This window comes from Saccharothrix sp. HUAS TT1 (genome assembly GCF_040744945.1).
GTDB lineage: Bacteria > Actinomycetota > Actinomycetes > Mycobacteriales > Pseudonocardiaceae > Actinosynnema.
In genome coordinates this window covers 7,595,937-7,622,166 of record NZ_CP160453.1, presented here as the reverse complement: position 1 = coordinate 7,622,166, position 26,230 = coordinate 7,595,937, and the positions used below count along the sequence as shown (strand labels likewise).

Sequence of the window (26,230 nt, the reverse complement as noted above, 5' to 3'; positions counted from 1 at the left end):
GCCGACCTGAGTGTTGAATTCGGGGGTCGCGAACGTAGGACACGCGGGACGTGGACGTAGGACACGCGGGGCTAAGGTGCGGGGGTGACGGTGCGGGTGGCGGGGGAGTCGGCGGCTCGGGAGTCGGTGGCGCGGGTGGTCACCGAGGTGTTGGCGCCCTGGGTGTTGGTGCTGGGGCTGCCGCTGCTGGTGGCGTGGGAGGCCACCGGGAGCATCGGCGAGGGCCTGCTGTGGGGGTTGGTCGTCGGGGTGACCGGGTCGGTCGTGCCCATGGCCGTGGTCGTGCGCGGCGCGCGGCGGGGGCGGTGGGAGGGGCACCACGTCACGAACCGCGAGGGGCGGCTGGTGCCGCTGCTGGTCGTCGCGGGCTCGCTCGGCGTCGGCATCGCCGCGCTGGTGCTCGGCGGCGCGCCGCGGGCCATGGTGGCGCTGGCCCTGGCGATGTTCCTCAGCCTGCTGCTGTGCCTGGTGGTGACGTTCGTCCTGCCGGTGAACGGCGCGCGCGGTTGGAAGGTCTCCTTCCACGCGGCGGTCGCGGCCGGTGCGGTGGCGATCCTGGCGATCACCTACGGCCCGTGGGTGCTGCTCGCCGCGCCGCTGGTGGCGTTGGTGGCCTGGTCGCGAGTCGTGCTCGGCGACCACACGAAGCCGCAGGTCATCATCGGCTCGGTGATGGGCGCGGTGGTCGGCGGGCTCGCGTTCCACCTGCTGGCGTGAGCGCCCTCACACCGGCCGCCGCGAACTGCGGGCTTACCCTGCGCTGATGACGCTGAGGCTCGACACCGCCGGTCCGGTGGCGACGTTGACCATCGACCGCCCGGCCAAGCGCAACGCCATGAGCTACGACATGTGGTCCGCCCTGCCCGGCCTCATGGCGGAGGTGGCGGACGACGACTCGGTGCGCGTCCTGGTCGTCCGGGGTGGCGAGCACTTCTCGGCGGGCGCGGACATCAGCGAGTTCTCCACCCTCCGCAGGGGCGCGGACGGCGCGGCCCGGTACAGCGAGGCCGTGCACGACGGCGAACGCGCCATCTCCACCCTCGGCAAGCCGACCATCGCCGCGATCACCGGCTTCTGCGTCGGCGGCGGCTGCGAGATCGCCCTGGCCTGCGACCTGCGGGTGGCCGCGGCGGACGCCCGGTTCGGCATCACGCCCGCCAAGCTCGGCATCGTCTACACCGCCACCTCCACCAAGCAGCTGGTCGACGTGGTCGGCCCGGCGTGGGCCAAGCAGATCCTGTTCAGCGGCGAGATCGTCGACGCGGCCACCGCGCTGAGGATCGGCCTGGTCAACGAGGTGCACCCGGCGGACGCGCTGGAGGCGCGGGTCGCGGAACTGGCGGGCACGATCGCCGCGCGGGCGCAGGTCAGCGTTCGCGGCGCGAAGCAGATCGTGAACCGGGTGGCGGACGGTCAGCACGGTGAGGATGACGTCGTGCGCGCGCTGTACGAGGAGGCGGTGCACAGCGCGGAGTACGCGGAGGGCGTGGCGGCGTTCCTGGAGAAGCGCGCGCCCCGGTTCTGACGCGCCCCGGTTCTGATGCGCCCGGTTCTGGTCGGACTGGTTCTGATCGGCTGAGCGCGGGTACTTCGAGCGCATGACCAACCCGCTCGAAGAGGACTCGAACGAGTCAGAACGCATCAACCCCGACCCGCCCCGCTCGCCGGGCACGCCGGAGCCGCCCGACCTCGACGTGGACCCGGAGCAGTTCCTCGAAGAAGGTGAGCGGCGTGGGGAGGGCGAGGAGGACGAGCCGCCCTCCTAGGCACTGGGGAAGCTGCCTCGAAGCCGGGAATTCCGGCGGAGCTGGTTGATCCAGCGGCGCTGGTTCCAATGCCGGTAGGGCCGGCCCCGGAGGGCCGGCCCGTGGCGCGTCAGTCGACGTACTTGTTCGTGTCACCGGGCCACTCGCCGGTGAGCTTGTCGTAGCCGGTCGCGCCACCCCGGTCGATCGCGGCCTTCACCAGGCCGAAGATCGCGCCCTGGATGGACGCCGCCAGCAGCACCTCGCCCCAGCTCCGGTCCTTCTGGGTCGGGGTCGGGGCTTCCTTGGTGCCGGTCATCAGCTTCCAGACCTGGCCGAACAACGCGCTCGCGGCCAGACCGCCGAGCACGCCGAACAGCATGCCGAGCGGGCGGTAGAGGAGCTTGTTCACGTTCACCGCCCCCTCCGCAGGAGCTTCCACAGCACCAGCACGGTCGCCACGACGGCGGCGGCAACGGCGGCCGGGTGCTTGCGCGCCTGCTGAACGCCCTGCTCGACGCGCTGCTGGACGGGCGGCGGGAGGGATTCGACGGCCTGGGTGGCGACCTCGCCCGCCTTCGCGCCGACCTCGCTCGCCTTCGTCCCGACCTGGCCCGCGACGGCGCCGGCCCTCGTCCCGACCTGCTCGGCGACCTCACCGGCCTTGGCGCCCACCTGGCCCGCGACCGCACTGGCCTTGCTGCCGACCTGCTCGGCGACCTCGGTGGCCTTGGCGCCCACCTGGGTGGCCACGGCGCCGGCCTTCTCGCCGATCGCGGCGGCCTTCTCGCCCACAGCGGCGCCTGCGGCGGCGCCCGCCTTGTTGACCTGCTCGCCCGCCTTCCCGGCGGCGTGGCCGACCTTGGCGGTCGTCTTGCCCGCGGCCGCCGACACCGCCGCGTTGGCCCGCGTAGCGGTCTCCTTCACCTGCTCCACCCCTTCGTGCGCCTTGTTCTTCACCCGTCCGGGCACGTCGGCCTTGTGCGCCAGCGCCTCCACGGTGTCGCCCAGCTCCCGCCGGGTCTGCTCGACATCGGCGCGCAGCTCGTCCGGGTCCTTCGGGACGTCCTTGCCGCTCATCGGTGTGCCCTCTCGCTCACGGTGGCGATGTCCTGCTTGACACCCGCAATGGCCTCTTCCGGCACGGGCGGCGTGCCGCGCTCGATCTGCTTGCGCCCGACCAGCGCCAGCACGCCCGCGACGGCGAGCACGGCCACCGCGACCACGAACGCCGCGATCCACGCCGGCATGGCGGTGGCCAGCAGCAGCACCAGGCCCGCGATCACCGTCATCAACCCGAACCAGGCCAGCACGCCCGCGCCGCCCAGCAGCCCGGCCCCCGTGCCCACGCGCTTGCCCTTCGTGCGCAGCTCGGCCGCGGCCAGTCGGATCTCGTCCCGCGCCAGCCTGCTGACCTGCTCGGACAGCCGGTGCACCAGCTCGGCGGTGGACGGCTCCCGATCGGTGACGCGGTGGTCGGCCGCCGGTGTGGCAGCGACGTGACTCATGGCCGTCTCCTCTCTCCAGCTCGTCCCCCGATTACCCACAAACGTGTGGGTGTACGCCCGTTTTTCAGGGGAAACCCGTCGCCCATGGCGCACGCACCGGAGGCACCGACCCAACTGCCCAAGCGGTCCTGGCTGGCCGTCCTCAAGCGGACGGTCAAGGAGTTCAACGACGACAACCTCACCGACTGGGCCGCCGCCCTCACCTACTACGCGGTGCTGTCGCTGTTCCCGGGCCTGCTGCTGCTGGTCTCGCTGCTCGGCCTGCTCGGGCCGAGCGCGACGCAATCCATTGTGGACAGCCTGGACATGCTGGGGCCCGGCGAGGCGAAGGACTTCATCGCGGGCGGCATCGAGAACCTGCAGAAGTCGCAGGCCAGCGGCCTGCTGGCGATCGTCGGCCTGGTGACCGCGCTGTGGTCGGCCTCGGGGTACGTCGGCGCGTTCATGCGCGCCTCGAACTCGATCTACGACGTCGAGGAGGGGCGCCCGTTCTGGAAGGTCATCCCGCTGCGGCTCGGCCTGACCGTCGGGGTGGTGGTGCTGCTGGCGATCACGGCGCTGGGCGTGACGCTCACCGGCGGGGTGGCGCAGTGGCTGGGCGACCTGCTCGGCCTCGGCTCGACGTTCGTCTCCGTGTGGGACATCGCCAAGTGGCCGGTGCTGTTCCTGCTGGCGAGCCTGGCGATCGGCCTGCTGTTCTGGGCCTCGCCGAACGTGCGGCAGCCGAGCTTCCTGTGGATCACGCCGGGCGGCCTGCTGACCGTGGTGGTGTGGGTCGCCGCGTCGCTGGGCTTCGCGTTCTACGTGGCGAACTTCGGCTCGTACAACAAGACCTACGGCTCGCTCGCCGGTGTGATCATCTTCCTGGTCTGGCTGTGGATCTCGAACCTGGCCCTGCTGCTCGGCGCGGAACTGGACGCGGAGCTGGAGCGGGGCCGGCGGATGGCCTCCGGGGAGTCCGCGGGGCAGGACCCGGTGGCCCCGCCCCGCGACACCTCGGCGATGGACTGACCCGCGGCCTCGCGGCCGGGCGGGTCAGCCCTTCTTCTCGGCGACCTGCTTGCGCACGTCCTCCATGTCGACCTTGCGGGCCTGCTCGATCAGGTCCTCCAGGGCGGCGGGCGGCAGAGCGCCGGGCTGCGCGTAGAGCACGACGCCGTCGCGCACGATCATCAGGGTCGGGATCGACCGGATCTCGAACGCCGCGGCGAGCTGCTGCTGCGCCTCGGTGTCGACCTTGCCGAACACGATGTCGGAGTGCTTCTCCGCGGCCTTCTCGTAGGTCGGGGCGAACTGGACGCAGGGCCCGCACCAGCCCGCCCAGAAGTCGACCAGGACCATCTCGGAGCCGCCGACAACCTCGTCGAAGTTCTCCGCGGTCAGCTCCACGGTGGCCATAGGTCCTCCTCGCTGTGGACATGGGGTTGACCCCCCGTGCCCCGATCAACGACTCCACCGCGCCGACAATTCCCTTCAACGAACTGTGGACGCCTTCAACAGAACGTTGTAGCTTTCGGTTCACCCGAAAGCAGGAGGTGTCCCGTGCGCAGGACCGCAGCCCTCGCCCTGTCCCTGTTCGCGCTGGTGGCGTGCGGTTCACCGGCCGAGGAGCCGGCGGCCGGGCCGACCGACGACCTGCCGTCGACGGCGGCCATCGTGGAGGCGGTCGAGAAGGACGACGCGCTGGCCGCGACCCTCCCGGCGGCCGTCGCCCAGGCGGGCAGGCTGCGCGTCGGCTCGAACATCCAGAACCCGCCGAACAACTTCTACGCCGCCGACGGCAAGACCCCGGTCGGTTCGGAGGTCGACCTGGTCAAGGCCGTCGGGGCCAAGCTCGGGCTGACCGTCGAGCACCAGGACATGGCGTTCGGCTCGCTGATCACGAGCCTGCAGGCGGGCCGGATCGACGTGACCATGGCGGCGATGAACGACACCCCGGAGCGGCAGCAGGCGATCGACTTCGTCGACTACTTCACCTCCGGCATCACGATCATGGTGCAGAAGGGCAACCCGGCGGGCGTCAGGAGCCCGGACGACCTGTGCGGCAAGTCCGTCGCGGTCAACCTGGGCTCCAGCCAGGAGACGTACGCGAAGGAGTTCAAGTGCCTCTCCGGCGACCCGATCGCGGTGACGGCCACCGACAGCGACACCCAGAACCAGAACCAGCTGCGCACCGGGCGGGTGACCGCGATCCTGAACGACCTGCCCACCGCGGTGTACGTGGCCAAGACGGCCGGTGACGGCGAGTTCTTCGAGGTGGTCGACCTGGCGCCGATCAACGGCGGCCCGTACGGCATCGGCGTCAACAAGGGCACGCCCGAGTTGACGGCGGCCGTGCAGAAGGCGTTGCAGGCGCTGGTGGACGACGGCACGTACGGGAAGATCCTCGAAGCCTGGGACGTCGAGCAGGGCGCGGTGGCGGAGGTGACCGTCAATGGCCGGTGAGCCCGCAACCGGCGAGCCCGCAACCGGTGCGACCCCGACCGGTGACGACCTCGTCGTGGTGCCGCTGAGGCACTGGGGGAGGTGGGTCGGAGGGGTGGTGATCCTCGCCGTGCTCGGCGCCCTCGGGTGGGCGCTGGCCGGGGCGAAGATCGACTACGCCGCCGTGCCGGGGTTCTTCACCCACGACATCATGCTGCGCGGCCTGGTCAACACGGTCGTGCTGGCGCTGGCGGCGCAGGCGGGCGCGATCGTGCTCGGCGTGCTGATCGCGCTGCTGCGCCGGTCGGCGAACCCGGTCGCCCGCTGGTTCGCCGCCGGCTACGTGTGGCTGTTCCGGGGGCTGCCGGTGCTGCTGCAGATCCTGCTGTGGTTCAACCTGGCCCTGGTCTTCGAGACCATCTCCATCCCGGGGCTGTTCGAGGCGAAGACGAACGTGCTGGTGACGGCGTTCGTGGCGGCCCTGCTCGGCCTGGGTCTCAACGAGAGCGCGTACATGGCCGAGATCGTGCGGGCCGGGCTGAACAGCGTCGACCACGGGCAGGTCGAGGCGGCCAAGGCGATCGGCATGACGCCCGCGACGACGTTGCGCCGGGTGGTGCTGCCGCAGGCCATGCGGGTGATCATCCCGCCGACCGGCAACAACTTCATCAACATGCTCAAGGGCACGTCCATGGCGTCGGTGATCGGCTTCCTGGAGCTGGTCCACGCGGCCAACAACATCGCCTCGCGCAACCTCCAGATCATGGAGACGCTGCTGGCCGCCGCGGCCTGGTACATGGTCGTGGTCAGCGTGGCGAGCGTCGGGCAGCACTTCCTGGAGCGGCACTACGGCAAGGGGGTGGCCCGATGAGCCTCGTGAGGGCTGTCGGGGTGCGGAAGTCGTTCGGGGCGACGGAGGTGCTGAAGGGCGTCGACCTGTCGGTGGACGCCGGGCAGGTGGTGTGCCTGCTCGGGCCGTCCGGTGCGGGCAAGTCGACGTTCCTGCGCTGCGTGAACCACCTGGAGACGATCGACGCCGGTCGGATCTGGGTCGGCGGCCGGCCCGTCGGGTTCGCCTCGCGCGGCGGCCGGCTGTTCGAGCTGCGCGAGCGCGAGGTGGCGCGGCAGCGGCGGGGCGTCGGGATGGTGTTCCAGCGGTTCAACCTGTTCCCGCACCGGACGGCGGTGGAGAACGTCGCGGAAGGACCCGTGCACGTGCTGCGGACGCCGAAGGCGAAGGCGCTGGGCGAGGCGCGGGAGCTGCTGGACCGGGTCGGGCTGGCGGACAAGGCCGACTCCTACCCGCACCAGCTGTCCGGCGGCCAGCAGCAGCGGGTGGCGATCGCGCGAGCGCTGGCGATGCGGCCCGAGCTGATGCTGTTCGACGAGCCCACGTCGGCGCTGGACCCGGAGCTGGTCGGCGAGGTGCTGGACGTGATGGTCGACCTCGCCCGCGACGGGATGACGATGATCGTGGTCACGCACGAGGTCGGGTTCGCCCGGCAGGTGGCCGACTCGGTGGTGTTCATGGTGGACGGCGCGGTGGTCGAGGCCGGGCCGCCGGGCCAGGTGCTGGACAATCCGCGTCAGCAACGCACGCAGCAGTTCCTCGCGAAGGTGCTCTAGGTGGTCATGCGCATCCCGTCGTCCTACCTCGTCCAGTTCCACGAGCCGGAGGGGTACCTGGACTTCGCCCGGTTCGGGCCGCCGTCGTTCGCCGTGGTGGACGCCTCCACGCGGCTCGTGGAGGCGTCGGCGTCGGCCGGTCCGTCCACGGTGGACGACCTGATGCGGCAGGAGCTGCGGGCCAAGGCGGCCGTCGCCCGGCTGTGCCGCGGCGACACCGACCACGTGGCGCTGCTGCCGAACACCAGCACCGGGCTGTTCCAGGCGGCGCTCGGGGTGACCGGCGAGGTGCTGGTGTCGTCGGGGGAGTTCCCGGCGAACACGTACCCGTGGGCGCGGTCGCCGCGGGTGGACGTGTCGTGGCTGCCGCCCGGTCCGGTGACGGCCGACGTCGTGCGGGCGGCGTTGACGCCGGGGACGGTGGCCGTGTCGGTGAGCGCGGTGGACTTCCGGACCGGGTACCGGGCCGACCTGGCGGCGTTGCGGGAGGTGGTCGGCGACCGGTTGCTGGTGGTGGACGGCATCCAGGGCTTCGGCGTGGTGGACGAGCCGTGGGAGGTCGCCGACGTGCTGGTGGTCGGCGGCCAGAAGTGGCTGCGGGCGGGGTGGTCGACCGGCTTCACGACCTTGTCCGACCGGGCGCTGGACCGGCTCGACCCGGTGCTGTCGGGGTGGACGGGGGCGGAGGACCCCGGGCTGTTCGACAACGGCATCCACCCGGTGGGGGAGGGGGCGGCGGGGTGGTCGATCACGAACCTCAGCCCGATCGCGTCGGGGGCGTTGGCGGCGGCGCTGGAGCTGCTGGAGGTGGCGGGGGTCGAGGCCGTCCAGGGGCGGGTCGCCGAGCGGGTGGACGAGTTGGCGGAGGTCGTGCGGTCGGTCGGCGGGGAGGTGGTCTCGGCGGTGGAGCGGCGCGCCGGGATCCTGGCGTTCACGTTGCCCGGTCACCCGTCGTCGGTGGTCGGCGCGGCGCTGGCGGAGGCGGGGGTGGCGGCGACGGTGCGGCCGGAGCACGTCCGGGTGTCACCGCACGCCTCCACCACGGCCGAGACCGTCGCCCGCTTCGCCGCCGCGCTCAGGGAGGTCCGCAAGCCCGCGGCGGTCGTGGTCGCGGAAGCGCCCGCGGTGACGTCCGAGGTGCTGACCGCCCTGGTCCCGACGGTGAACAGCCTGGCCGCGGCGCTGGGGCCGGGCACCGAGGTGGTCCTGCACGACCTCGGCGCGCTGCCGAACTCGATCATCGCCATCGCGGGCGACCTCACCGGCCGCAAGGTCGGCGGCCCGATGACCGACCTGCTGCTCGGCCTGGTCCGCCGCGGCACCACCCAGGACCTCGCGGGGTACGAGACCTACGCCCCGGACGGCCGGGTGATCCACTCGTCCACGGTGTTCCTGCGCGACGCCGAGGGCGTGGCGGTCGGCTGCCTGTGCGTGAACAGCGACCCCGGTCCGGACCGGCGGCCGGAGACGGCGGTGTCGGCCGTCGAAGCCTTCCCGGGTGACGTCGACACGCTGCAACGGCTCCTGGTCGAACGGGCGGTGACGGCGGTCGGGGTGCCGGTGGAGCTGATGAAGAAGGCGCACAAGTCGCAGGTGGTGCGGGTGCTGGACGAGGCCGGCCTGTTCCTGATCCGGGATTCGGTGGACTACCTGGCGGGCGTGCTCGGGGTGACGCGGTACACGATCTACAACTACCTGAACGAGATCAGGGGTTGAGGCGATCCCGTTCGGCGGACGGGCCCACCACCCGTGCGGGTCATCACGATCGACGCCGGTCCTGCGCCAGGCTGATGCCGGGAAGGGGGCCGGTTGGCGTCGTTGGGGGATGTGGCCGCTCAGGTGTCGCAGGCGTGCGACAAGGCGTCGATGCGCCGGGACGCGTTGGGAATCGCGCAAGACCTGGCCGAGGACGCACAGGCCCTCCTCGCCGCCGCATTGGCAGGCTCCGGCGACTCGGACGTAGATGGAGCCGTGACCGACTTCGGTGAAGTGGTCAAGGGCGTGGTGGACCTGTGGACGATCCTCGGATCGGGCATGGACCACGCACAGGCGGTTCTGGGCGCGGTGACGGGTGGAAGTCCACCCCCCGGTCGCTCTGCGAGCCGCACCACCTCCACGACAGCGGCCCTCGAACTGTCCGGACGAATCCGACGGTCTGCCTGTCGTTCCGCCGGAACACGTCGAACAGCTGCGGCGCGAACTACCGCCACCCGTGGTGCCCAACGCCGGGCAGAAGACGCACGGCCGCTGGATCGGCTCGGGCAGCGCCGCTCGGCCGATCACCAGCGGCCGGGACGGTGACGCCGACGACGCCGACGACCGACTGCGCACTATGGGGATGCCGCGAAAATCCGCCAAGACCGGAGACGTGGAGATCAAGCTGGCCGTGCGCATGGCTCGCGAAGGTATCCGACACGTCACCGTCGTGATGAACAACAAGCCGTGCGTCGGCCCGTTCGGCTGTGACACCCTCGTGCCGATCCTGCTCCCCGAAGGGGCCACACTCACCGTGCACGGGATCGACTCCGAAGGGCAGCGGTTCCGCAAGCGATACAGAGGAGGGGCCCGCCCGTGGTGGCGCTAGACGCGTGGTTCGACCAGAAGGCCGATGGGCCCACCACCGTTCACACCTCGGCTGAGTTGGATGCCGTGCTGGACATCGTGACGGGGTGGAACGCGCCCATCACCGTTCAACTCCTCGTCCACGGCGATCCCGGCCACGCGATCCTCGACGTGGGACTGGACGCCAGGACCGGTCGGGGGGTCCTCTACTACTCCGGGCCCGATGCCCCCGACGCCTGCATCAGCAAGGGCGTCGACACCGCCGAGGAACCGCCGCTCTACTACTTCACCGGGTCGGACACCGAATTCCCGGCGGATGCAGAAATCCCATTGGCCGAGGCACGCCGTGCTGCGCACGAATACCTGAGCACCGGGGGCGGGCGGCCGACGGGGATCGACTGGCAACCGAGCTGGCACTAGACGACCGGGCCGGGCCCGCCGTGTGGCGCCAGGCCCGGCCGGTACGTCAACCACCCGCCCCACAGGCAGCTCTGACCAGCATCAACGTCGAATCGACCCGCAGAGAGCGGTCGCGGTTCAGGTGAGTGGGAGCAGGGGCTGGCCGCCTTGGTGGATGGCGTTGTAGGCGATGGTGCAGGCGGTGTTGGCTTCGTGGTCGGTCAGGGTTCGGGTCGGGTGGCGCAGGACCAGGCGCAGCAGGACGTTCTTCTGGTCCGGTCGCGCGCCCAGCCGGGCCACGGCCGCTGCCGGCAGGTCGGACACCGGCGTCTCGCTGAGCACGGTGACCTCTTCGACGAGGTCGCCGACCGCGTCCCGCACTACGTCGTCGATCGTCTCCCCGTCGGCCCCCGCGTCGACCGCCACCGAGATGTCCCGGGTGATCGGCGGGTGCTTGGACACCGGTCGGTACGGCGCGAGGTCGAGCATCTGCGCGGCCACGCGCGGGTCGTCCGAGGACAGCAGGCGGATGTCCGGGATGCCCTTGCGCAGCATCAGGAGGCGGTCGAGGCCGACGCCCAGCGCCAGGCCGTGGACGTGGTCGGGGAGCCCCGCCCGGCGCAGCACGTGCCGGGCGGCCAGGCCGCACTCGGCGACCTCCAGCCAGTGGCCGTCCACCAGCACGTCCACCTGTCGGCCGTCGGTGGTGTACGGGTGCTCCGCGGGCGTGGTGCGGTAGGGCAGGCCGGGGACGGCGGCGGTGATCACCGCGTCGACCAGCTCGTCCAGGTCCGCCCGGTGGTGGGAGATCCGCCACACGTCGAGCTGGTGCGGCGTGCCCGAGTGCACCCGGTCGACGGCGTCGCGGCGGTGGACCACGCCCACGCACGCCAGCGTGACGTCGGTCCAGTCGTCCCGGGCGCCGAGCAGGCGCAACGCCGGCGGCACCATCGCCGTCGCGTGGCTGCGCAGCATGCGGTTCCCGCTGGTGTAGCGCGTGTAGCGGGCGTCGCGGGTGATGGCGTCCGGTGGGTAGCCCAGGGCGGTGTAGTTGTCGTCGACCGAGACCTCCGGGTGGTCGCGCAGCACGCGCGGCTCGCCGGGGAGGGCGTCGACGATCCGTTCTACCAGCAGTTGCACGGCGTGCGGCCCGTACGTGGGGTCGCTGAGGTCGCGAGACATCGCGGGTGGTCCCTTCGGGTAGTTGGAGCGGCTGGGGATCCCCCTGGCCGGTCCGTCACCGGGACACGTGAACTAGCGCACGTCGCTGGCCCCGGCGACCGGGTCTCCCGGCCGGGGGCGGCTGAATCGGCGCGTCACGTTTTCCACGATAGCGGGCGGGTGGCGCATGATGCACGCATGTTGTCGACCAAGGGCGAGGACTTCCGCGCGTTCTGGACCGAGCGCCACCTCTGCACGCTGACCACGGTCCGGGCGGACGGCACGCCGCACGTCGTGCCGGTCGGCGTCACGCTGGACGTGGAGGCGGGGATCGCGCGGGTGATCAGCTCGCGGGGTTCGCACAAGGTCCGCCAGGTCCTGGCGGCGGGGAGCGCGCCGGTCGCGGTCTGCCAGGTGGACGGGCGTCGTTGGTCGACTTTGGAGGGTCGGGCGGTGGTGCGGCAGGAGCCCGAGGCGGTGGCGGACGCGGTGCGGCGCTACGCGGAGCGCTACCGGACGCCTCGGCCGAACCCGGAGCGCGTGGTGATCGAGATCGCCGTCAGCCGGGTCCTGGGGACGGTGTGAGCGTCACGGTCATCGGCATCGGGGCCGACGGGTGGGCCGGCCTGCCGGCGGCGTCGCGGGACGCGGTCGGGGCGTGCGAGGTGCTGATGGGCAGCGCCCGGCAGCTCGACCTGGTCCCCGGCGGGTTCGAGCGGGTGGTGTGGCCGTCGCCGCTGGTGCCCGCCCTGCCGGGGCTGCTGGAGCGGTACGCGGGGCGTCGGGTGGGCGTGCTGGCCAGCGGCGACCCGATGTTCCACGGCATCGGGACGACGTTGGTCCGGCTGCTGGGCGCGCGGCGGGTCCGGGTGGTGCCGCACCCGTCGTCGGTGTCGCTGGCGTGCGCGCGGCTGGGGTGGGCGCTGGACGACGTCGAGGTGGTCAGCCTGGTGGGCAAGCCCGCCGCACTCCTCGTGCCGCACCTGCACCCCGGCCGGCGCGTGCTGGTGCTGGGCGGCGACCCGCGGGAGGTGGCCGCGCTGGCGCCGACCGCGCGGCTGACCGTGCTGGAGCAGCTGGGCGGGCCGGGGGAGAGGGTGCACCACTCGCTCGACGCCGATCCGCTGCACGTCCTCGCGGTGGAGTGCGGGGTGGAGGGGATGTCGCTCGTGCCGGGCCGCCCGGACGACTCCTACGAGCACGACGGCCAGCTGACCAAGCGCGAGGTGCGCGCCGTGACGTTGGCGCTGCTCGCCCCCCGCCCCGGTGAGCTGCTGTGGGACGTCGGCGCGGGCGCGGGCAGTATCGCGGTCGAGTGGTGCCGCGCGCACCCGGGCTGCCGGGCCGTCGCCGTCGAGCAGCACGCCGAGCGCGCGGCGCGCGTCACCCGCAACGCCACGGCGCTGGGCGTGCCGAACGTCCAAGTGGTCGTCGGGTCGTCGCCCGGGGCGCTGGACCTCGAAGCACCCGACGCGGTGTTCATCGGTGGCGGCCTCACCGCCGAAGGCGTGGTCGAGCGGTGCTGGGACGCGCTCAAGCCCGGTGGGCGGTTGGTGGCCAACGCGGTGACGCTGGAGTCCGAGGCCGTGCTGACCCGGTGGCACGGCGAGCTGGGCGGCGACCTGACCCGGTTGGAGGTCAGCCGGGCGACCGCCATCGGCGGCTTCACCGCCTGGCGACCGCAGCTGCCCGTGACCACGTGGGTCGTGACCAAGGAGAGCGCGTGACCGTCCACTTCATCGGCGCCGGGCCCGGCGCGGCCGACCTGCTGACCCTGCGGGCGGCCCGGATCATCGCCGGGTCGCCGGTCTGCCTGTACGCGGGCGCGCTGGTCCCGGTGGAGGTGCTGGAGCACTGCCCGGCCGACGCCCGGCTGGTGGACACCGCGGCCCTCGACCTGGACGAGATCACCGCCGAGCTGGCCGCCGCGCACGCCGCCGGGCGGGACGTGGCGCGGCTGCACTCGGGCGACCCGTCGGTGTTCAGCGCGATGGCCGAGCAGATGCGCAGGCTGGACGCGCTGGGCATCCCGTACGACGTGACGCCGGGCGTGCCCGCGTTCGCCGCCGCGGCGGCGTCGTTGAACCGCGAGCTGACCGTGCCCGGTGTCGGGCAGACCGTCATCCTGACCCGGACGGCCGCCCGCGCCACGCCCATGCCGCCGGGCGAGGACCTGGCGGAGCTGGGGCGGCCCGGCGCCACGATCGTGCTGCACCTGGCCGTGCAGCGGATCGTGGAGGTGGTGGCCGACCTGCTGCCGAACTACGGCGCGGACTGCCCGGTCGCGGTGGTCGCCCGCGCGAGCCGCGACGACGAGCTGGTCCTGCGCGGCACGTTGGCCGACATCGCCGACCAGGTGCGGGCCGCGGGGGTGCAGCGGACCGCGGTCATCGTCGTCGGTCGGGTGCTCACGGCCGAGGGCTTCCCGGACAGCCACCTGTACTCGACCACCCGCAGCCGGTCGTGACGGGTTCAGGCCCGGCCGACGACCGTGCCGCCGCGGTCGATCACGATCACGTCGACGGTAACCGGCGCGCCGCGCAGCACGTCGTCGGCCGTGGCCTTGGCCCGCGCGGCGACCAGGTCGCCCAGCGGCACGTCGGCGGCCTGGCACACCTGCAGCGCGCCGAGCGCCGTGTTCGCCCCGCGCACCGCCGAGGCCACCGCGGGGTCGTCCACCAGGGACGCCAGGAAGCCGAGGTCCACCTGCGAGCGCCCCGAGTGCAGGTCCAGGTGGCCGTCGGCGAGCTTGGACAGCTTGCCGATCCCGCCCGCGACGGTCAGCCGCGGCACGGGGTGGCGGCGCAGGTACTTCAGCACGGCGCCGGCGAAGTCGCCCATGTCCAGCAGCGCGTCCTCGGGCAGGCCGTGCAGGGCCGCCGCGACCTTCTCCGACGTGCTCCCGGTGCACCCGGCCACGTGCTCGTAGCCCTGAGCGCGGGCCACGTCGACGCCGCGCCGGATGCTGTCGATCCACGCCGAGCACGAGTACGGCACGACGATCCCGGTCGTGCCGAGGATGGACAGGCCGCCCAGGATGCCCAACCGGGGGTTCCAGGTCTTGCGGGCCAGCTCCTCGCCGTGCTCGACGGAGACGGTCACGACCACGTCGCCGGCGCCGCCGTGCTCGGCGGCGACCCGCTGGACGTGCTCGCGCATCATCTGCCGGGGCACGGGGTTGACGGCGGGTTCGCCCACCGCCAGCGGCAGGCCGGGCTTGGTCACCGTGCCCACGCCGGGGCCCGCCTCGAACACCACGCCGCTGCCCGGCTCGCCGTGCCGGACCGAGGCCCCGACCAGCGCGCCGTGCGTGACGTCCGGGTCGTCGCCCGCGTCCTTCACGACCGCCGCGAACGCCCGGTCGGCGTCCAGCGCTTCGCGGGCCAGGGCGAACGACGGGGTCTGGCCCTTCGGCAGGGTGATCCGCACCGGGTCGGGGAACTCGCCGGTGAGCAGCGCGGTGTACGCCGCCGTGGTGGCGGCGGTGGCGCAGGCGCCGGTCGTCCAGCCGAAGCGCAGGTTCGTGCTCACGACGTCAGGATGCAACAGCCGTGAGGACCGTGCTGGTGCTGGGTGGCACCGGGGAGGCCCGCGCGCTGGCGGCGGCGCTGACCGGGGTGCGGGTGGTCTCGTCGCTGGCGGGCCGGGTGGCCGACCCGAAGCTGCCCGAGGGCGAGGTCCGCGTCGGCGGCTTCGGCGGCGTGGAGGGGCTGGTGGCCTACCTGCGCGCGGAACGGGTGGGCGCCGTCGTGGACGCCACCCACCCGTTCGCCGACCGCATCACCGCGAACGCCCTCGCCGCCACGACCGCGACCGGCACGCCGTTCCTGGTGCTGCGCCGACCCGGCTGGCCGCCCGAGGACGGCTGGCGGTACGTGGACAGCGTCGCCGAGGCCGCCGCGCTGGTCGCGGGCCGCCGGGCGTTCATCACCACCGGGCGCCAGGAGCTGGCCGCGTTCACCGGCGGGGTCGCCCGCACCGTCGACCCGCCCGACCCGCCGAACCCGCGCGTGGAGCTCCTCCTCGACCGCGGACCGTACACAGTGGACGGCGAGCTGGCGCTCCTGCGCGAGCACCGGATCGAGGTGCTGGTCACCAAGGACAGCGGCGGGCCGATGACGGCGGCCAAGCTGACCGCCGCCCGTCACCTCGGCCTGCCGGTCGTGGTCGTGCGCCGGCCACCGCCACCCCGCGCGCCGCTGGTGGAGACGGTGGCCGAGGCCGTCGACTGGCTCACCCGGGGTAGCGGCGCGGGGTGAACACGGTGCCGCGCGCGCTGACCGTGGTCTGCGACGACCCGATCAGCAGCAGGCACCGCATGTCCACGGTGGACGCGTCCAGCTCGGCCAGCCGCACCACCCGCACGGACTCCTCCGGCCCGCCGACGTCGCGCCCGACGACCACCGGCGTGTCGGGGGACCGGTGTCGCAGCAGCACGTCCCGCGCCTTCTCCACCTGCCACGTGCGGCTGCGCGAGGCCGGGTTGTAGATCGCCAGCACCAGGTCGGCGCCCGCCGCCGCCGCCAACCGCCCCTCGATGACCTCCCACGGCTTGAGCCGGTCCGACAGCGACACCACGCAGTAGTCGTGCCCGAGCGGCGCGCCGACCCGGCTGGCCACCGCGTGCGCGGCGGTCAGCCCCGGCAGCACCCGCACCGGCACACCGGAGAACTGCTCCTCGGTCGCCACCTCCAGCACCGCGCTGGCCATCGCGAACACGCCGGGGTCGCCCGAGGACACCACCGCGACCCGCCGCCCGCGCTTGGCCAGGTCCAGCGCGAACGCCGCCCGCTCGGCCTCCACCTTGTTGTCCGAGGCGTGCCGCCGCTGCCGCGGGTCCACCGGCACCCGGTTCAGGTAGGTCACGTAGCCGACCAGGTCGTCGGCCGCCGCGAGGGCCCGCCGCGCCTCCGGCGTCAGCCACTCCGGACCGGCCGGGCCGAGCCCGACCACGACGACCTCGCCCCCGGTGGTCCCGCCCTCGGCGGTCCTGCGGGGAGCGGGGTCGCTCGGCAGCAGCGCCAGCGAGAAGTACGGCACGTCCTCGGCGTCCACCTCGGACAGCGGCGCGGTGCGCTGACCGCCGGTCGTCGCCCGCTCCACGTACCACGCCTCGTCCAGCCGGCCCGCCCGCGCCAACGCCTCGCGCACCCGCGGGAACGTCCGCCCCAGCTTCACGATCGCCACCGGGTCGCCGCCGCTCAGGTGCTCGACCAGGTCGTCGGTCGACAGCGTGCCCGGCAGCACGGTCAGCACCTCGTCCCGCTCCACCAGCGGCCGGCCGATCACCGCCGCGCCGGCGCTCACCGACGTCACGCCCGGCACCACCTCGGCCTCGTACCGGTGCGCCAACCGCTTGTGCAGGTGCATGTAGGAGCCGTAGAAGAACGGGTCGCCCGCTGCCAGCACGACCACCGTGCGACCGGCGTCCAGGTGCGCGGCCAACCGGGCCGCGCACTCCTCGTAGAACGCGTCGATCTCGCCCTGGTAGTCGTCGGAGTCCTCGGTGGTGACGGGGTAGACCAGCTGCTCCTCGACCTGCCCGGCGCGCAGGTAGGGCGCGGCGATCCGCCGTGCCACGCTGCGGCCGTGGCGGGCGCTGTGGAACACGACCACGTCCGCCTCGCCGATCAGCCGCGCCGCCTTGACGGTCACCAGCTCCGGGTCGCCCGGACCGACACCGACGCCGTACAGCTTGCCCGTCATTCGTCCTCGCTCGCGATCGCGTTGATCGCCGCCGCGGTCATGGCGCTGCCGCCCCGCCGCCCGCGCACGACCAGGTGCTCCAACCCCAGCGCGTTGGCCGCCAGGGCGTCCTTCGACTCGGCCGCGCCGATGAACCCGACCGGCACGCCCAGCACGGCCGCCGGTCGGGGCGCGCCCGCCGCCACCATGTCCAGCAGGTGGAACAACGCGGTCGGCGCGTTGCCGATGGCGACCACCGCGCCGTCCAGCCTGTCGCGCCACAGCTCCAGCGCGGCGGCGCTGCGCGTGTTGCCCATCTCCGCGGCCAGTCCCGGCACCCGCGGGTCGCTCAACGTGCAGACGACCTCGTTGTCGGCCGGCAGCCGACGCCGGGTCACGCCCGCCGCGACCATCTGCGCGTCGCACAGCACCGGCGCGCCCGCCAGCAGGGCGGCACGCGCGTCCCGCACCACGGCCGGCGAGAAGCCGACGTCCCCGACCAGGTCGACCATCCCGCAGGCGTGGATCATGCGCACCACCACCCTGGCCACGTCCTCGGGGAACCGCGCCAGGTCGGCCTCGGCGCGGATGGTGGCGAAGGAGCGGCGGTAGATCTCCGCGCCGTCCTTGACGTAGCTGGTCACCTGATCTCCTCGTACCCGTCGCCGGTCGCGACGAACTCCACCGCGCCACCCGCCGGCCGACCGCACCGCCGGGCGCAGCCCGACCAGTGCGCGCGACCCGGCGCGGTCCGGGTCTCGATCCACCGGGCCGCGTCGGCCCGGACGTCGGCCAGCGACTTCGCGCACCCCGGCCGGCCCGTGCAGGCGCTGACGCCGTGCCACGGCGAGTCCGGCGACGTGAACAAGCCGCCGGCACCGCTCCCGGACGGCAGCACCACGCTCCGCCACGGCGTGAGCCGGACCGGCACGCCGGCGAGCAGCCGCGCGTCCCACCGGCCCAGCGGAACGCCCGCCACGACGGCGGAACCGTGCGTCCCGGGTGCGACGGGCGTCACAGCCGGTTCGATCCGGGCGTCACCCGGAACGCCCAGCGCGGCCGTGATCTTCCGCACACCGCCGTCCACTTCGGACAGCCGCCAGGCGTCGCCGCGCAGTCGCTGGAACAGCTGAGCGGCGGTCACCACGGCCTCGACCGGGTCGGTGACGCGGAGCCCTGAATCGTGTCCCGCCAGGAACAACGCGTCACCGACGAGCCCGATGTCACCCGACAGGCCGCTGACCGCGTGACCCACCGTGACCAGGAAACGCCCTGGCAGGGCCGCCAACCCCGGTTCCGAGCACAGGGCCGCGTCGATCGAGCCGACCAGCGCCTGGTTGTCCTCCAGCGGCGCGGCGACGATGTTCCGCACCCGCTCGTGCGTCATCGAGGGCAGCAGGCCGACGTCGCGCAAGCGTGCGCCGAGTTCCGTTTCCGCACCCGGTGGCAAGCCCCTGATCTGCAGGTTCGCCCGCGAGGTCAGCTCCAGGGACCCGTCGCCCAGCTCCAGCGCGGCGGTCCGCAGCGCGTCCACCTGGACGGCGGTCAACGCGCCGCCGGGCACCCGCACGCGGGCCAGCCCGCCGTCGGCGGCCTGGTGCACGTCGATCGCTCCCGGGCAGGCGTCCGGGCGAACTCGGTCGGTGGGCATGGTCTGGATGCTAACTGCCGTTAGGGTGACCTCCGAACGGCGAAGCAGCAGGAGGAAGCCGGTGGAAATCCGGCGCGGTCCCGCCACTGTGACCGGGGGAGGCCCCGGGAGTCAGGAACTCCGCTCGCCGTAACCCACGACCGGGGCGAGGACCCCCGAGGGATGGAGCCCGCACGTGATCCTGCTGCTGTCGACCTCCGACACGGACCTGCTGTCCGCTCGCGCCAGCACTGCCGACTTCCGCCTGGCCAACCCCGCCCGCACCGCTGTGGACGACCTCCCGGCGCTGGTGGAGGGCGTCGACCTGGTGGTCGTGCGCATCCTCGGCGGTCGCCGGATGTGGGAGGAGGGGCTGGACTGGCTGCTCGCCTCCGGCCTGCCGGTCGTCGTGCTGGGCGGTGAGCAGAACCCGGACGCGCCGCTGATGGAGCTGTCCACCGTGCCCGGCGGCGTCTGCGCGGAGGCGCACGCCTACCTGGCGCACGGCGGCGCGGCCAACCTCGCCCAGCTGCACGACTTCCTGTCCGACACGGTGCTGCTCACCGGCCACGGCTTCGCGCCGCCCGAGCCGACGCCGACCTGGGGCCTGCTGGAGCGCGACGACGCGGGGGAGGGGCCGACCGTCGCGGTGCTGTACTACCGCGCCCACCACGTGGCCGGGAACACGGCGTTCGTGCACGCGCTGTGCGACGCGATCGTGGCCAAGGGCGGTCGCCCGCTGCCGGTCTACTGCGCCTCGCTGCGCGCGGCGGACCCGGGGCTGCTGGCCGAGCTGGGCAAGGCCGACGCCCTGGTGGTCACCGTGCTCGCGGCCGGCGGCACCAAGCCCGCCGCCGCGTCCGCCGGCGGTGACGACGACGCGTGGGACGTGGGCGCGCTGGCCGCGCTCGACGTGCCGATCCTGCAAGCCCTGTGCCTCACCGGCAGCCGGGCTTCGTGGGACGACAACGACGATGGTCTGTCCCCTTTGGACACCGCCACCCAGGTGGCGATCCCCGAGTTCGACGGCCGGATCATCACCGTGCCGTTCTCGTTCAAGGAGGTCGACGAGGACGGCCTCACCGTCTACGTCGCCGACGAGGAGCGGGCGGCGCGGGTCGCGGGCATCGCGGTCCGGCACGGCAGGCTCCGGCACATCCCGCCCGCCGAGCGCCGGATCGCCGTCATGCTCTCGGCGTACCCGACGAAGCACTCCCGGATCGGCAACGCGGTCGGGCTGGACACCCCGGCCAGCGTCGTGCGGCTGCTCGCCGCGATGGCCGAGCGCGGCTACGACATCGGTGACGAGCTGCCCGGCGTGGCCGACCTCGACGGCGACGCGCTGATCCACGCCCTGATCGCGGCCGGCGGCCAGGACGCCGACTGGCTGACCGAGGAGCAGGTGCGCGGCAACCCGGTCCGGCTCCCGGCGGCCCGCTACCGCAAGTGGTACGCCACCCTGCCGGAGGACACCCGGCAGGGAATGGAGCAGCACTGGGGCGCGGCGCCCGGCGACCTGTTCGTGGACCGGTCGGCGGACGCCGACGGCGAGATCGTGCTGGCCGCCCTGCGCTCCGGCAACGTCGTGGTGATGGTGCAGCCGCCGCGCGGCTTCGGCGAGAACCCGATCGCCATCTACCACGACCCCGACCTGCCGCCGAGCCACCACTACCTGGCCGCCTACCGGTGGCTGGAGGACGAGTTCGGCGCCGACGCCGTGGTGCACGTCGGCAAGCACGGCAACCTGGAGTGGCTGCCCGGCAAGACCGTCGGCATGTCGGCGGGCTGCGGCCCGGACGCGGCGCTCGGCGACCTGCCGCTGATCTACCCGTTCCTGGTCAACGACCCGGGCGAGGGCACCCAGGCGAAGCGGCGGGCGCACGCCACCCTGGTCGACCACCTGGTGCCGCCGATGGCCAGGGCCGACAGCTACGGCGACATCGCCCGGCTGGAGCAGCTGCTGGACGAGCACGGCAACATCGCCGCGATGGACCCGGCCAAGCTGCCGGCGATCCGGGCCCAGATCTGGACCCTCATCCAGGCCGCCAAGCTCGACCACGACCTGGGGCTGGACGACCGGCCGCACGACGCCGAGTTCGACGAGCTGATCCTGCACGTCGACGGCTGGCTGTGCGAGGTCAAGGACGTCCAGATCCGCGACGGCCTGCACGTGCTCGGCGCGGCGCCGACCGGGCCGACCCGGGTCAACCTGGTGCTGTCCATCCTGCAGGCCAAGCAGATGTGGGCGGGCCAGGTCGCCGCCCTGCCCGGCCTGCGCGAAGCGCTCGGCCTGGTCGAGACCGGCGGTGGCGGCAACCGGGCCGACACCGACCGGGTCGAGGAGCGGGCCCGCGAACTGGTCCAGGCCATGGAAGACGCCAATTGGGACGTGTCGGCCGCGCGCGGCGTGACCGACGACGAGGACGTGGCGCGAATCCTGGAGTTCGCCGCGGTCGAGGTCGTGCCGAGGCTGGCCCGCACCACGGACGAGCTGACCAACGTGCTGCACGCGCTGGACGGCGGCTACGTCCCGGCCGGTCCCAGCGGCTCGCCGCTGCGCGGCCTGGTCAACGTGCTGCCCACCGGCCGCAACTTCTACTCGGTCGACCCCAAGGCGGTGCCGTCCCGGCTGGCCTGGGAGACCGGGCAGGCCATGGCCGACTCGCTGCTGGAGCGCTACCGGGCCGAGACGGGGGAGTGGCCGCCGTCGGTCGGCCTGTCGGTCTGGGGCACCAGCGCCATGCGCACCGCCGGTGACGACATCGCCGAGGTGCTGGCCCTGATGGGCGTACGCCCTCAGTGGGACGACCAGTCGCGCCGGGTAACCGGTCTGGAACCGATCCCGCTGATCGAGTTGAACCGACCCCGAATCGACGTCACGGTCCGGATCAGCGGCTTCTTCCGGGACGCATTCCCGCACGTAGTGGCACTGCTCGATGACGCGGTGCGACTAGTGGCGAACCTCGACGAGTCGGACGACGACAACTACGTGCGGGCGCACGCCCGAGCCGATCTTGCGCGGCACAACGACCCGCGACGGGCGACAATGCGCATCTTCGGCAGCAAACCGGGCGCATACGGCGCCGGCCTGCTCCCGCTCATCGACAGCCGGAACTGGCGGGACGACGCCGATCTGGCCGAGGTGTACGCGGTGTGGGGCGGCTACGCGTACGGCCGTGAACTCGACGGCGTCGAAGCCCGACCGGCGATGGAGAGCGCCTACAAGCGCATCGCCGTGGCGGCGAAGAACATCGACACCCGGGAACACGACATCGCCGATTCCGACGACTACTTCCAGTACCACGGCGGCATGGTCGCGACCGTCCGCGCGCTGACCGGAAAAGCGCCCGCCGCTTATGTCGGCGACAGCACGCGGCCCGACGCGGTGCGCACCAGGACGTTGCACGAAGAGACGAACCGCATTTTCCGCGCCCGCGTCGTGAATCCGCGGTGGTTGGCCGCGATGCGCAAGCACGGGTACAAGGGCGCGTTCGAGCTCGCCGCCACCGTCGACTACCTGTTCGGCTACGACGCCACCACCGGCGTGGTCGCCGACTGGATGTACGAGCAGTTGGCGGCCAGCTACGTGCTCGACCCGGAGAACCGGGACTTCCTGACCCGGTCCAACCCGTGGGCGCTGCACGGCATCTCCGAACGCCTCCTGGAGGCGGCCGAGCGCGGTATGTGGGAACACCCGGAAGCGGAAACGCTCGAAGCCCTGCGGAAGACCTACCTCGAAACCGAAGGCGATCTGGAAGACGGCCGTTGATCCGGTAATAAGGGGTACCCCTATATTCGGGCGACCCCGGCACGCGGTGGCGGACCCCGCCGACAATGACGATCACTTCGCGGTCCTGAATGGACTCCCGGCGCGCGCCGGCGGGTCGACCTGATCGAGTCGACCCGTCCGCGCGCGCCACCCGGCCGGCCGACTCGTGCCACCCGACCGGACGACTCCGCGCGACACGGCGCGCGACTCGCGGTGGGGTGGTTGACGACTCGCGCGCACATCCGGTGCACACTGGTCGCGGATGAGTGGGTGACGCGACTCGTGAATTCTTCCGACCATCGGCCGGAGGGTGAACCGAGCGTGTCCGACTGGTCTACGAACAGTGCCTGAACGGACCACTGAACACACCGCTAGCAGAATCGGTCCAGCAAGGCAAATGTCGCAACGTCGGTAACAGCGCGGACACGAGAGCTTGACACAACTCCGTGGCGCGAACCACACTCCCCCAAAACCTGGGAGCGCTCCCAGAACGTTCACCGCCGATCAACTGAGGAGTTCTCGTGCGCTACCGTCGAGCAGGCTTGGCCAAAGTCCTGGCCTGCACCGCAGTGCTTGCCACAGTCGCCACGGCCTGTGGCTCGGGAGAGTCCGGCACGTCCGCCGACGGCAAGGTCGAGCTGACCATCGCGACCTTCAACGAGTTCGGCTACGAAGAACTCCTCAAGGAGTACGAGGCCGCCAACCCGAACGTCAAGGTCACGCAGCGCAAGACCGGCCAGGGCGCGCCGCACCACCAGAACCTGTTCACCAAGCTGGGCGCCGGGTCGGGCCTGGCCGACGTCGAGGCCGTCGAAGAGGGCTTCCTCAGCCAGGTCATGGCCAAGTCCGGCCAGTTCGAGAACCTGAAGGAGATCGGCCCGAGCGACGTCCGCGACGACCGCTGGCTGCAGTGGAAGGTCGACGCCGTCACCACCAAGGACGGCAAGCTCATCGGCTACGGCACCGACATCGGCCCGCTGGCCATGTGCTACCGGACCGACATGCTCACGGAAGCCGGCCTGCCGTCCGACCCCGAGGGCGTCAAGGCCCTGTTCGCCACCTGGGACGCGTACTTCGAGGCCGGTGACAAGTACGTCAAGGCGACGGGCAAGCCGTGGTTCGACTCGGCCGCCCAGATCTTCAACCCGATGCACAACCAGGCCCAGACCGGCTACTTCGACCGCGACGACAAGCTCGTGATCGAGACCAACGACGACAAGAAGATCTGGGACCAGGTCACCGCCGCGGTCGCGGGCGGCCAGTCGGCCAAGCTCGCCGCGTGGAGCCCGGAGTGGGAGACCGGCTTCAAGGAGTCGGCCTTCGCCACCAAGACCTGCCCGTCCTGGATGCTGGGCGTCATCGCCGGCAACGCCGGCCCCGACCACAAGGGCAAGTGGGCCGTCACCGCGGCCTTCCCCGGCGGCGGCGGCAACTGGGGCGGCTCGTACCTGACCGTCCCGAAGCAGGGCAAGAACAAGGCCGAGGCCGCCAAGCTGGCCGCGTGGCTGACCGCGCCGGAGCAGCAGATCAAGGCGTTCGAGGCCAAGGGCACCTTCCCCAGCCAGACCCAGGCCCTGATCTCCCCGGAGCTGCTGAACAGCACCAACGAGTACTTCGGCGGCGAGAAGGTCGGCCTGCTGTTCGCGGAGCAGGCGAACAAGGTCGCGGCGGCCCAGTACAAGGGCCCGAAGGACGGCGAGATCCAGGACAACGTGGTTTCCCCGGCACTGACCACGGTCGAGCAGGGCACGTCTCCTGAGGAAGCCTGGAAGACGGTCATCGAGGGAGCCAAGAAGGCTGCCAAGTAATGACGACCGAACTCACGGTCACGCGCGGGCGGGGCGCCGAGCCCCGCCCGCCGCGGCGCGACGACAACGATGACATCGGTTCGGGCAAGCTGAGCTGGCGCTACCGGCTCACCCGCCTGGACGTCAAGTACTCCCCCTACGTCTACATCGCCCCGTTCTTCATCCTGTTCGCGGTGGTGGGCCTGTTCCCGCTGCTGTACACCGCCTACATCTCCCTGTTCGACTGGGAGCTGGGCGCGGACGAGCAGCCGTTCGTCGGGATCGAGAACTACACGGAGCTGCTGGCCGACTCGCAGTTCTGGACCGCGATGGTCAACACGTTCAGCATCTTCGCGATCTCGACGATCCCCCAGGTGATCATCGCGGTGCTGCTGGCCGCGCTGCTGAACACCGCGCTGCGCGGGCGCACCGGCTGGCGGATGGGCGTGCTGCTGCCCTACGTCGCCAGCCTCGTCGCCCTGACCATCATCTTCGGCGACCTGTTCGGCGTGCAGTACGGCTCGGTGAACAACGTCCTGGAGCTGTTCGGCCTGGACCGGATCGACTGGCAGGCCGAGCGCTGGTGGAGCCACGTCGCCATCGCGACCATGGTCAACTGGCGCTGGACGGGCTACAACGCCCTGATCGTGCTGGCCGCCATGCAGGCCATCCCGCGCGACGTCTACGAGGCGGCCTGGGTCGACGGCGCGAGCAAGGTGCGCCAGTTCTTCAGCATCACGCTGCCGATGCTGCGACCCACCCTCATCTTCGTGATCGTCACCTCGACCATCGGCGGCCTCCAGATCTTCACCGAACCGCTGCTGTTCTCGCCGTCGGCGGGCGCCAACGGCGGTGCGAGCCACCAGTACCAGACGGTCGTGCTCTACATGTACCAGTCCGGCTTCCAGAGCCAGGACCTCGGCTACGCCTCGGCGATGGCCTGGATCCTGTTCATCGTCATCATCGCGATCGCGGGGATCAACTTCCTGCTCACCCGCAGGCTCGCGTCCAGTGGGGAGGCGTGATGGCCACCATCACCGATCGCCCGGCGCCGGTCGCCGGTGGGCCGAGGCCCGCCAAGCGGCGGGCCTCGAAGAGGATTTCGCTCTCCGAGCGCCGCCCGAGCTTCGTCGTCTACGGCATCCTGATCGCGTTCATCCTCGGGTCGGCCTTCCCGTTCTACTGGTCGTTCCTGGTGGCCAGCCACGACGACCAGAAGTTCACCGCCGACGCACCCCTGCTGCCCGGCGGCAACTTCTTCCACAACGCGGGCCGCGTGCTCGACACCATCCCGTTCTGGAAGGCGCTGGGCAACAGCATCATCGTCTCCGGCACGGTCACGCTGTCCGTGGTGATCCTGTCGACCCTGGCCGGGTTCGCCTTCGCCAAGCTGCGGTTCAAGGGCCGCGGCCCGCTCATGGTGTTCGTGGTCGCCACGCTCGCCGTGCCCACGCAGCTCGGCATCATCCCGCTCTACATGGCGATGGCCGAGTACGGCTGGTCCGGCACCCTCGGCGCGGTCATCGTGCCGAACCTGGTGACCGCGTTCGGCGTGTTCTGGATGCGCCAGTACATCGCCGACGCCGTGCCGGACGAGCTGATCGAGGCGGCCCGCATGGACGGCTGCAGCATGATCCGCACGTTCTGGCACGTGTGCCTGCCCGCGGTGCGCCCGGCGGCCGCCATGCTCGGCATCTTCACGTTCATGATGTCGTGGAACGACTTCCTCTGGCCGCTGATCGTGCTCAACGCGGACAACCCGACGATGCAGGTCGCCCTGGAGAAGTTGCAGAGCGGCTACTACGTCGACAACTCGCTCGTGCTCGCCGGGACCACCATGGCCACGGTCCCGATTCTGATCGTCTTCCTCGTACTCGGTCGGCAGATCGTCGCCGGGATCATGCAGGGTGCTGTGAAGGGGTAGCTGTGGAGTC

Annotated in this window: 27 protein-coding genes and 1 riboswitch; of the genes, 18 read left to right on the top strand and 9 right to left on the bottom strand. The window is 72.1% G+C overall.

Going from position 1 to position 26,230, the window contains the following annotated elements; translation table 11 throughout:
• Positions 1-84 precede the first annotated feature (84 nt).
• The 3 genes from AB0F89_RS33380 to AB0F89_RS33370 all read left to right on the top strand — a co-directional run bounded on the left by AB0F89_RS33380 (position 85) and on the right by AB0F89_RS33370 (position 1,766).
• On the top strand, positions 85-717 hold the full coding sequence (locus AB0F89_RS33380) for a hypothetical protein (RefSeq protein WP_367129824.1): 633 nt from the start codon (positions 85-87) through the stop codon (positions 715-717).
• A 46-nt stretch (positions 718-763) separates the two neighbouring features.
• On the top strand, positions 764-1,525 hold the full coding sequence (locus AB0F89_RS33375) for an enoyl-CoA hydratase/isomerase family protein (protein ID WP_367129822.1): 762 nt from the start codon (positions 764-766) through the stop codon (positions 1,523-1,525).
• Between the two features lie 73 nt (positions 1,526-1,598).
• Positions 1,599-1,766: a hypothetical protein gene (locus AB0F89_RS33370; protein WP_367129820.1), complete on the top strand. Its 168-nt coding sequence runs from the start codon at positions 1,599-1,601 to the stop codon at positions 1,764-1,766.
• A 109-nt stretch (positions 1,767-1,875) separates the two neighbouring features.
• Here AB0F89_RS33370 and AB0F89_RS33365 read toward each other — a convergent pair whose 3' ends face one another.
• From AB0F89_RS33365 to AB0F89_RS33355, 3 genes are read right to left on the bottom strand one after another with little or no spacing between them, the layout of a single operon-like run.
• A complete protein-coding gene (locus AB0F89_RS33365) occupies positions 1,876-2,157 on the bottom strand; it encodes a DUF4235 domain-containing protein (RefSeq protein ID WP_367139107.1) in 282 nt (93 codons plus the stop codon).
• A gap of 2 nt (positions 2,158-2,159) precedes the next feature.
• Positions 2,160-2,825: a DUF3618 domain-containing protein gene (locus AB0F89_RS33360; RefSeq protein WP_367129818.1), complete on the bottom strand. Its 666-nt coding sequence runs from the start codon at positions 2,823-2,825 to the stop codon at positions 2,160-2,162.
• Positions 2,822-3,253: a phage holin family protein gene (locus AB0F89_RS33355; protein ID WP_367129816.1), complete on the bottom strand. Its 432-nt coding sequence runs from the start codon at positions 3,251-3,253 to the stop codon at positions 2,822-2,824. Before AB0F89_RS33355 ends, AB0F89_RS33360 begins: the two co-directional genes overlap by 4 nt.
• An 84-nt stretch (positions 3,254-3,337) precedes the next feature.
• On the opposite strand from AB0F89_RS33355, the gene AB0F89_RS33350 reads away from it, so the two are divergent.
• The gene (locus tag AB0F89_RS33350) at positions 3,338-4,264 is read left to right on the top strand and encodes a YihY/virulence factor BrkB family protein (RefSeq protein WP_367129814.1); all 927 of its coding nucleotides are present in this window, start codon (positions 3,338-3,340) and stop codon (positions 4,262-4,264) included.
• A 24-nt stretch (positions 4,265-4,288) separates the two neighbouring features.
• On the opposite strand, the gene trxA is transcribed toward AB0F89_RS33350, so the two are convergent.
• Positions 4,289-4,651, bottom strand: coding sequence for a thioredoxin (gene trxA, locus AB0F89_RS33345; RefSeq protein ID WP_367129812.1), 363 nt, complete (start codon positions 4,649-4,651; stop codon positions 4,289-4,291).
• A 183-nt stretch (positions 4,652-4,834) separates the two neighbouring features.
• On the opposite strand from trxA, the gene AB0F89_RS33340 reads away from it, so the two are divergent.
• The 6 genes from AB0F89_RS33340 (at position 4,835) to AB0F89_RS33315 (ending at position 10,285) form a co-directional block, all read left to right on the top strand.
• Positions 4,835-5,698 carry an ABC transporter substrate-binding protein gene (locus AB0F89_RS33340; RefSeq protein ID WP_367139105.1) on the top strand — a complete coding sequence of 288 codons (864 nt, stop codon included), beginning with the start codon at positions 4,835-4,837 and terminating at the stop codon, positions 5,696-5,698.
• Positions 5,688-6,548, top strand: a complete 861-nt coding sequence (locus AB0F89_RS33335; protein ID WP_367129810.1) for an amino acid ABC transporter permease — start codon at positions 5,688-5,690, stop codon at positions 6,546-6,548. The genes AB0F89_RS33340 and AB0F89_RS33335 overlap by 11 nt, the downstream gene beginning before the upstream one ends.
• Complete coding sequence (locus tag AB0F89_RS33330; protein WP_367129808.1) at positions 6,545-7,303, top strand: amino acid ABC transporter ATP-binding protein; 759 nt, start codon at positions 6,545-6,547, stop codon at positions 7,301-7,303. Before AB0F89_RS33335 ends, AB0F89_RS33330 begins: the two co-directional genes overlap by 4 nt.
• A gap of 6 nt (positions 7,304-7,309) precedes the next feature.
• Entirely contained in the window at positions 7,310-9,019 is a 1,710-nt protein-coding gene (locus tag AB0F89_RS33325) for an aminotransferase class V-fold PLP-dependent enzyme (protein WP_367139103.1), read from the top strand.
• Positions 9,020-9,374: 355 nt separating this feature from the next.
• Positions 9,375-9,887: a DddA-like double-stranded DNA deaminase toxin gene (locus AB0F89_RS33320; protein WP_367129806.1), complete on the top strand. Its 513-nt coding sequence runs from the start codon at positions 9,375-9,377 to the stop codon at positions 9,885-9,887.
• The gene (locus tag AB0F89_RS33315) at positions 9,875-10,285 is read left to right on the top strand and encodes an Imm1 family immunity protein (protein WP_367129804.1); all 411 of its coding nucleotides are present in this window, start codon (positions 9,875-9,877) and stop codon (positions 10,283-10,285) included. The genes AB0F89_RS33320 and AB0F89_RS33315 overlap by 13 nt, the downstream gene beginning before the upstream one ends.
• A gap of 117 nt (positions 10,286-10,402) precedes the next feature.
• Here the strand turns inward: AB0F89_RS33315 and AB0F89_RS33310 are convergent, their stop codons facing one another.
• Positions 10,403-11,446, bottom strand: coding sequence for a hypothetical protein (locus tag AB0F89_RS33310; protein ID WP_367129802.1), 1,044 nt, complete (start codon positions 11,444-11,446; stop codon positions 10,403-10,405).
• 177 nt (positions 11,447-11,623) lie between these two features.
• On the opposite strand from AB0F89_RS33310, the gene AB0F89_RS33305 reads away from it, so the two are divergent.
• Genes AB0F89_RS33305 through cobM form a run of 3 tightly spaced genes read left to right on the top strand, consistent with a single transcriptional unit; the run spans position 11,624 to position 13,892 of the window.
• On the top strand, positions 11,624-12,010 hold the full coding sequence (locus tag AB0F89_RS33305) for a pyridoxamine 5'-phosphate oxidase family protein (RefSeq protein WP_367129800.1): 387 nt from the start codon (positions 11,624-11,626) through the stop codon (positions 12,008-12,010).
• Entirely contained in the window at positions 12,007-13,152 is a 1,146-nt protein-coding gene (gene cbiE / locus AB0F89_RS33300) for a precorrin-6y C5,15-methyltransferase (decarboxylating) subunit CbiE (RefSeq protein ID WP_367129798.1), read from the top strand. The genes AB0F89_RS33305 and cbiE overlap by 4 nt, the downstream gene beginning before the upstream one ends.
• The gene (gene cobM / locus AB0F89_RS33295; RefSeq protein WP_367129796.1) at positions 13,149-13,892 is read left to right on the top strand and encodes a precorrin-4 C(11)-methyltransferase; all 744 of its coding nucleotides are present in this window, start codon (positions 13,149-13,151) and stop codon (positions 13,890-13,892) included. Before cbiE ends, cobM begins: the two co-directional genes overlap by 4 nt.
• A 5-nt stretch (positions 13,893-13,897) precedes the next feature.
• Here the strand turns inward: cobM and AB0F89_RS33290 are convergent, their stop codons facing one another.
• Entirely contained in the window at positions 13,898-14,956 is a 1,059-nt protein-coding gene (locus AB0F89_RS33290; protein ID WP_367129794.1) for a cobalt-precorrin-5B (C(1))-methyltransferase, read from the bottom strand.
• A 20-nt stretch (positions 14,957-14,976) separates the two neighbouring features.
• On the opposite strand from AB0F89_RS33290, the gene AB0F89_RS33285 reads away from it, so the two are divergent.
• Positions 14,977-15,684, top strand: coding sequence for a cobalt-precorrin-6A reductase (locus tag AB0F89_RS33285; RefSeq protein ID WP_367129792.1), 708 nt, complete (start codon positions 14,977-14,979; stop codon positions 15,682-15,684).
• Here the strand turns inward: AB0F89_RS33285 and cobJ are convergent.
• The 3 genes from cobJ to AB0F89_RS33270 are packed head-to-tail and all read right to left on the bottom strand — an operon-like array spanning position 15,659 to position 18,761.
• Positions 15,659-17,131 carry a precorrin-3B C(17)-methyltransferase gene (cobJ, locus tag AB0F89_RS33280; RefSeq protein WP_367129790.1) on the bottom strand — a complete coding sequence of 491 codons (1,473 nt, stop codon included), beginning with the start codon at positions 17,129-17,131 and terminating at the stop codon, positions 15,659-15,661. The two genes, AB0F89_RS33285 and cobJ, sit on opposite strands and share 26 nt — an antisense overlap.
• Positions 17,128-17,754, bottom strand: a complete 627-nt coding sequence (locus AB0F89_RS33275) for a precorrin-8X methylmutase (protein ID WP_367129788.1) — start codon at positions 17,752-17,754, stop codon at positions 17,128-17,130. The genes cobJ and AB0F89_RS33275 overlap by 4 nt, the downstream gene beginning before the upstream one ends.
• Positions 17,751-18,761: a hypothetical protein gene (locus AB0F89_RS33270; protein ID WP_367129786.1), complete on the bottom strand. Its 1,011-nt coding sequence runs from the start codon at positions 18,759-18,761 to the stop codon at positions 17,751-17,753. The genes AB0F89_RS33275 and AB0F89_RS33270 overlap by 4 nt, the downstream gene beginning before the upstream one ends.
• Positions 18,762-18,768: 7 nt before the next feature.
• Positions 18,769-18,903: riboswitch (cobalamin riboswitch) on the top strand.
• Positions 18,904-18,936: 33 nt separating this feature from the next.
• On the opposite strand from AB0F89_RS33270, the gene cobN reads away from it, so the two are divergent.
• The 4 genes from cobN to AB0F89_RS33250 all read left to right on the top strand — a co-directional run bounded on the left by cobN (position 18,937) and on the right by AB0F89_RS33250 (position 26,220).
• Positions 18,937-22,509, top strand: coding sequence for a cobaltochelatase subunit CobN (gene cobN, locus AB0F89_RS33265; RefSeq protein WP_367129784.1), 3,573 nt, complete (start codon positions 18,937-18,939; stop codon positions 22,507-22,509).
• A 569-nt stretch (positions 22,510-23,078) separates the two neighbouring features.
• A complete protein-coding gene (locus tag AB0F89_RS33260) occupies positions 23,079-24,317 on the top strand; it encodes an extracellular solute-binding protein (protein WP_367129783.1) in 1,239 nt (412 codons plus the stop codon).
• Complete coding sequence (locus AB0F89_RS33255; RefSeq protein ID WP_367129781.1) at positions 24,317-25,321, top strand: carbohydrate ABC transporter permease; 1,005 nt, start codon at positions 24,317-24,319, stop codon at positions 25,319-25,321. Before AB0F89_RS33260 ends, AB0F89_RS33255 begins: the two co-directional genes overlap by 1 nt.
• On the top strand, positions 25,321-26,220 hold the full coding sequence (locus AB0F89_RS33250; protein WP_367129777.1) for a carbohydrate ABC transporter permease: 900 nt from the start codon (positions 25,321-25,323) through the stop codon (positions 26,218-26,220). Before AB0F89_RS33255 ends, AB0F89_RS33250 begins: the two co-directional genes overlap by 1 nt.
• The last annotated feature ends 10 nt before the right edge of the window (positions 26,221-26,230 follow it).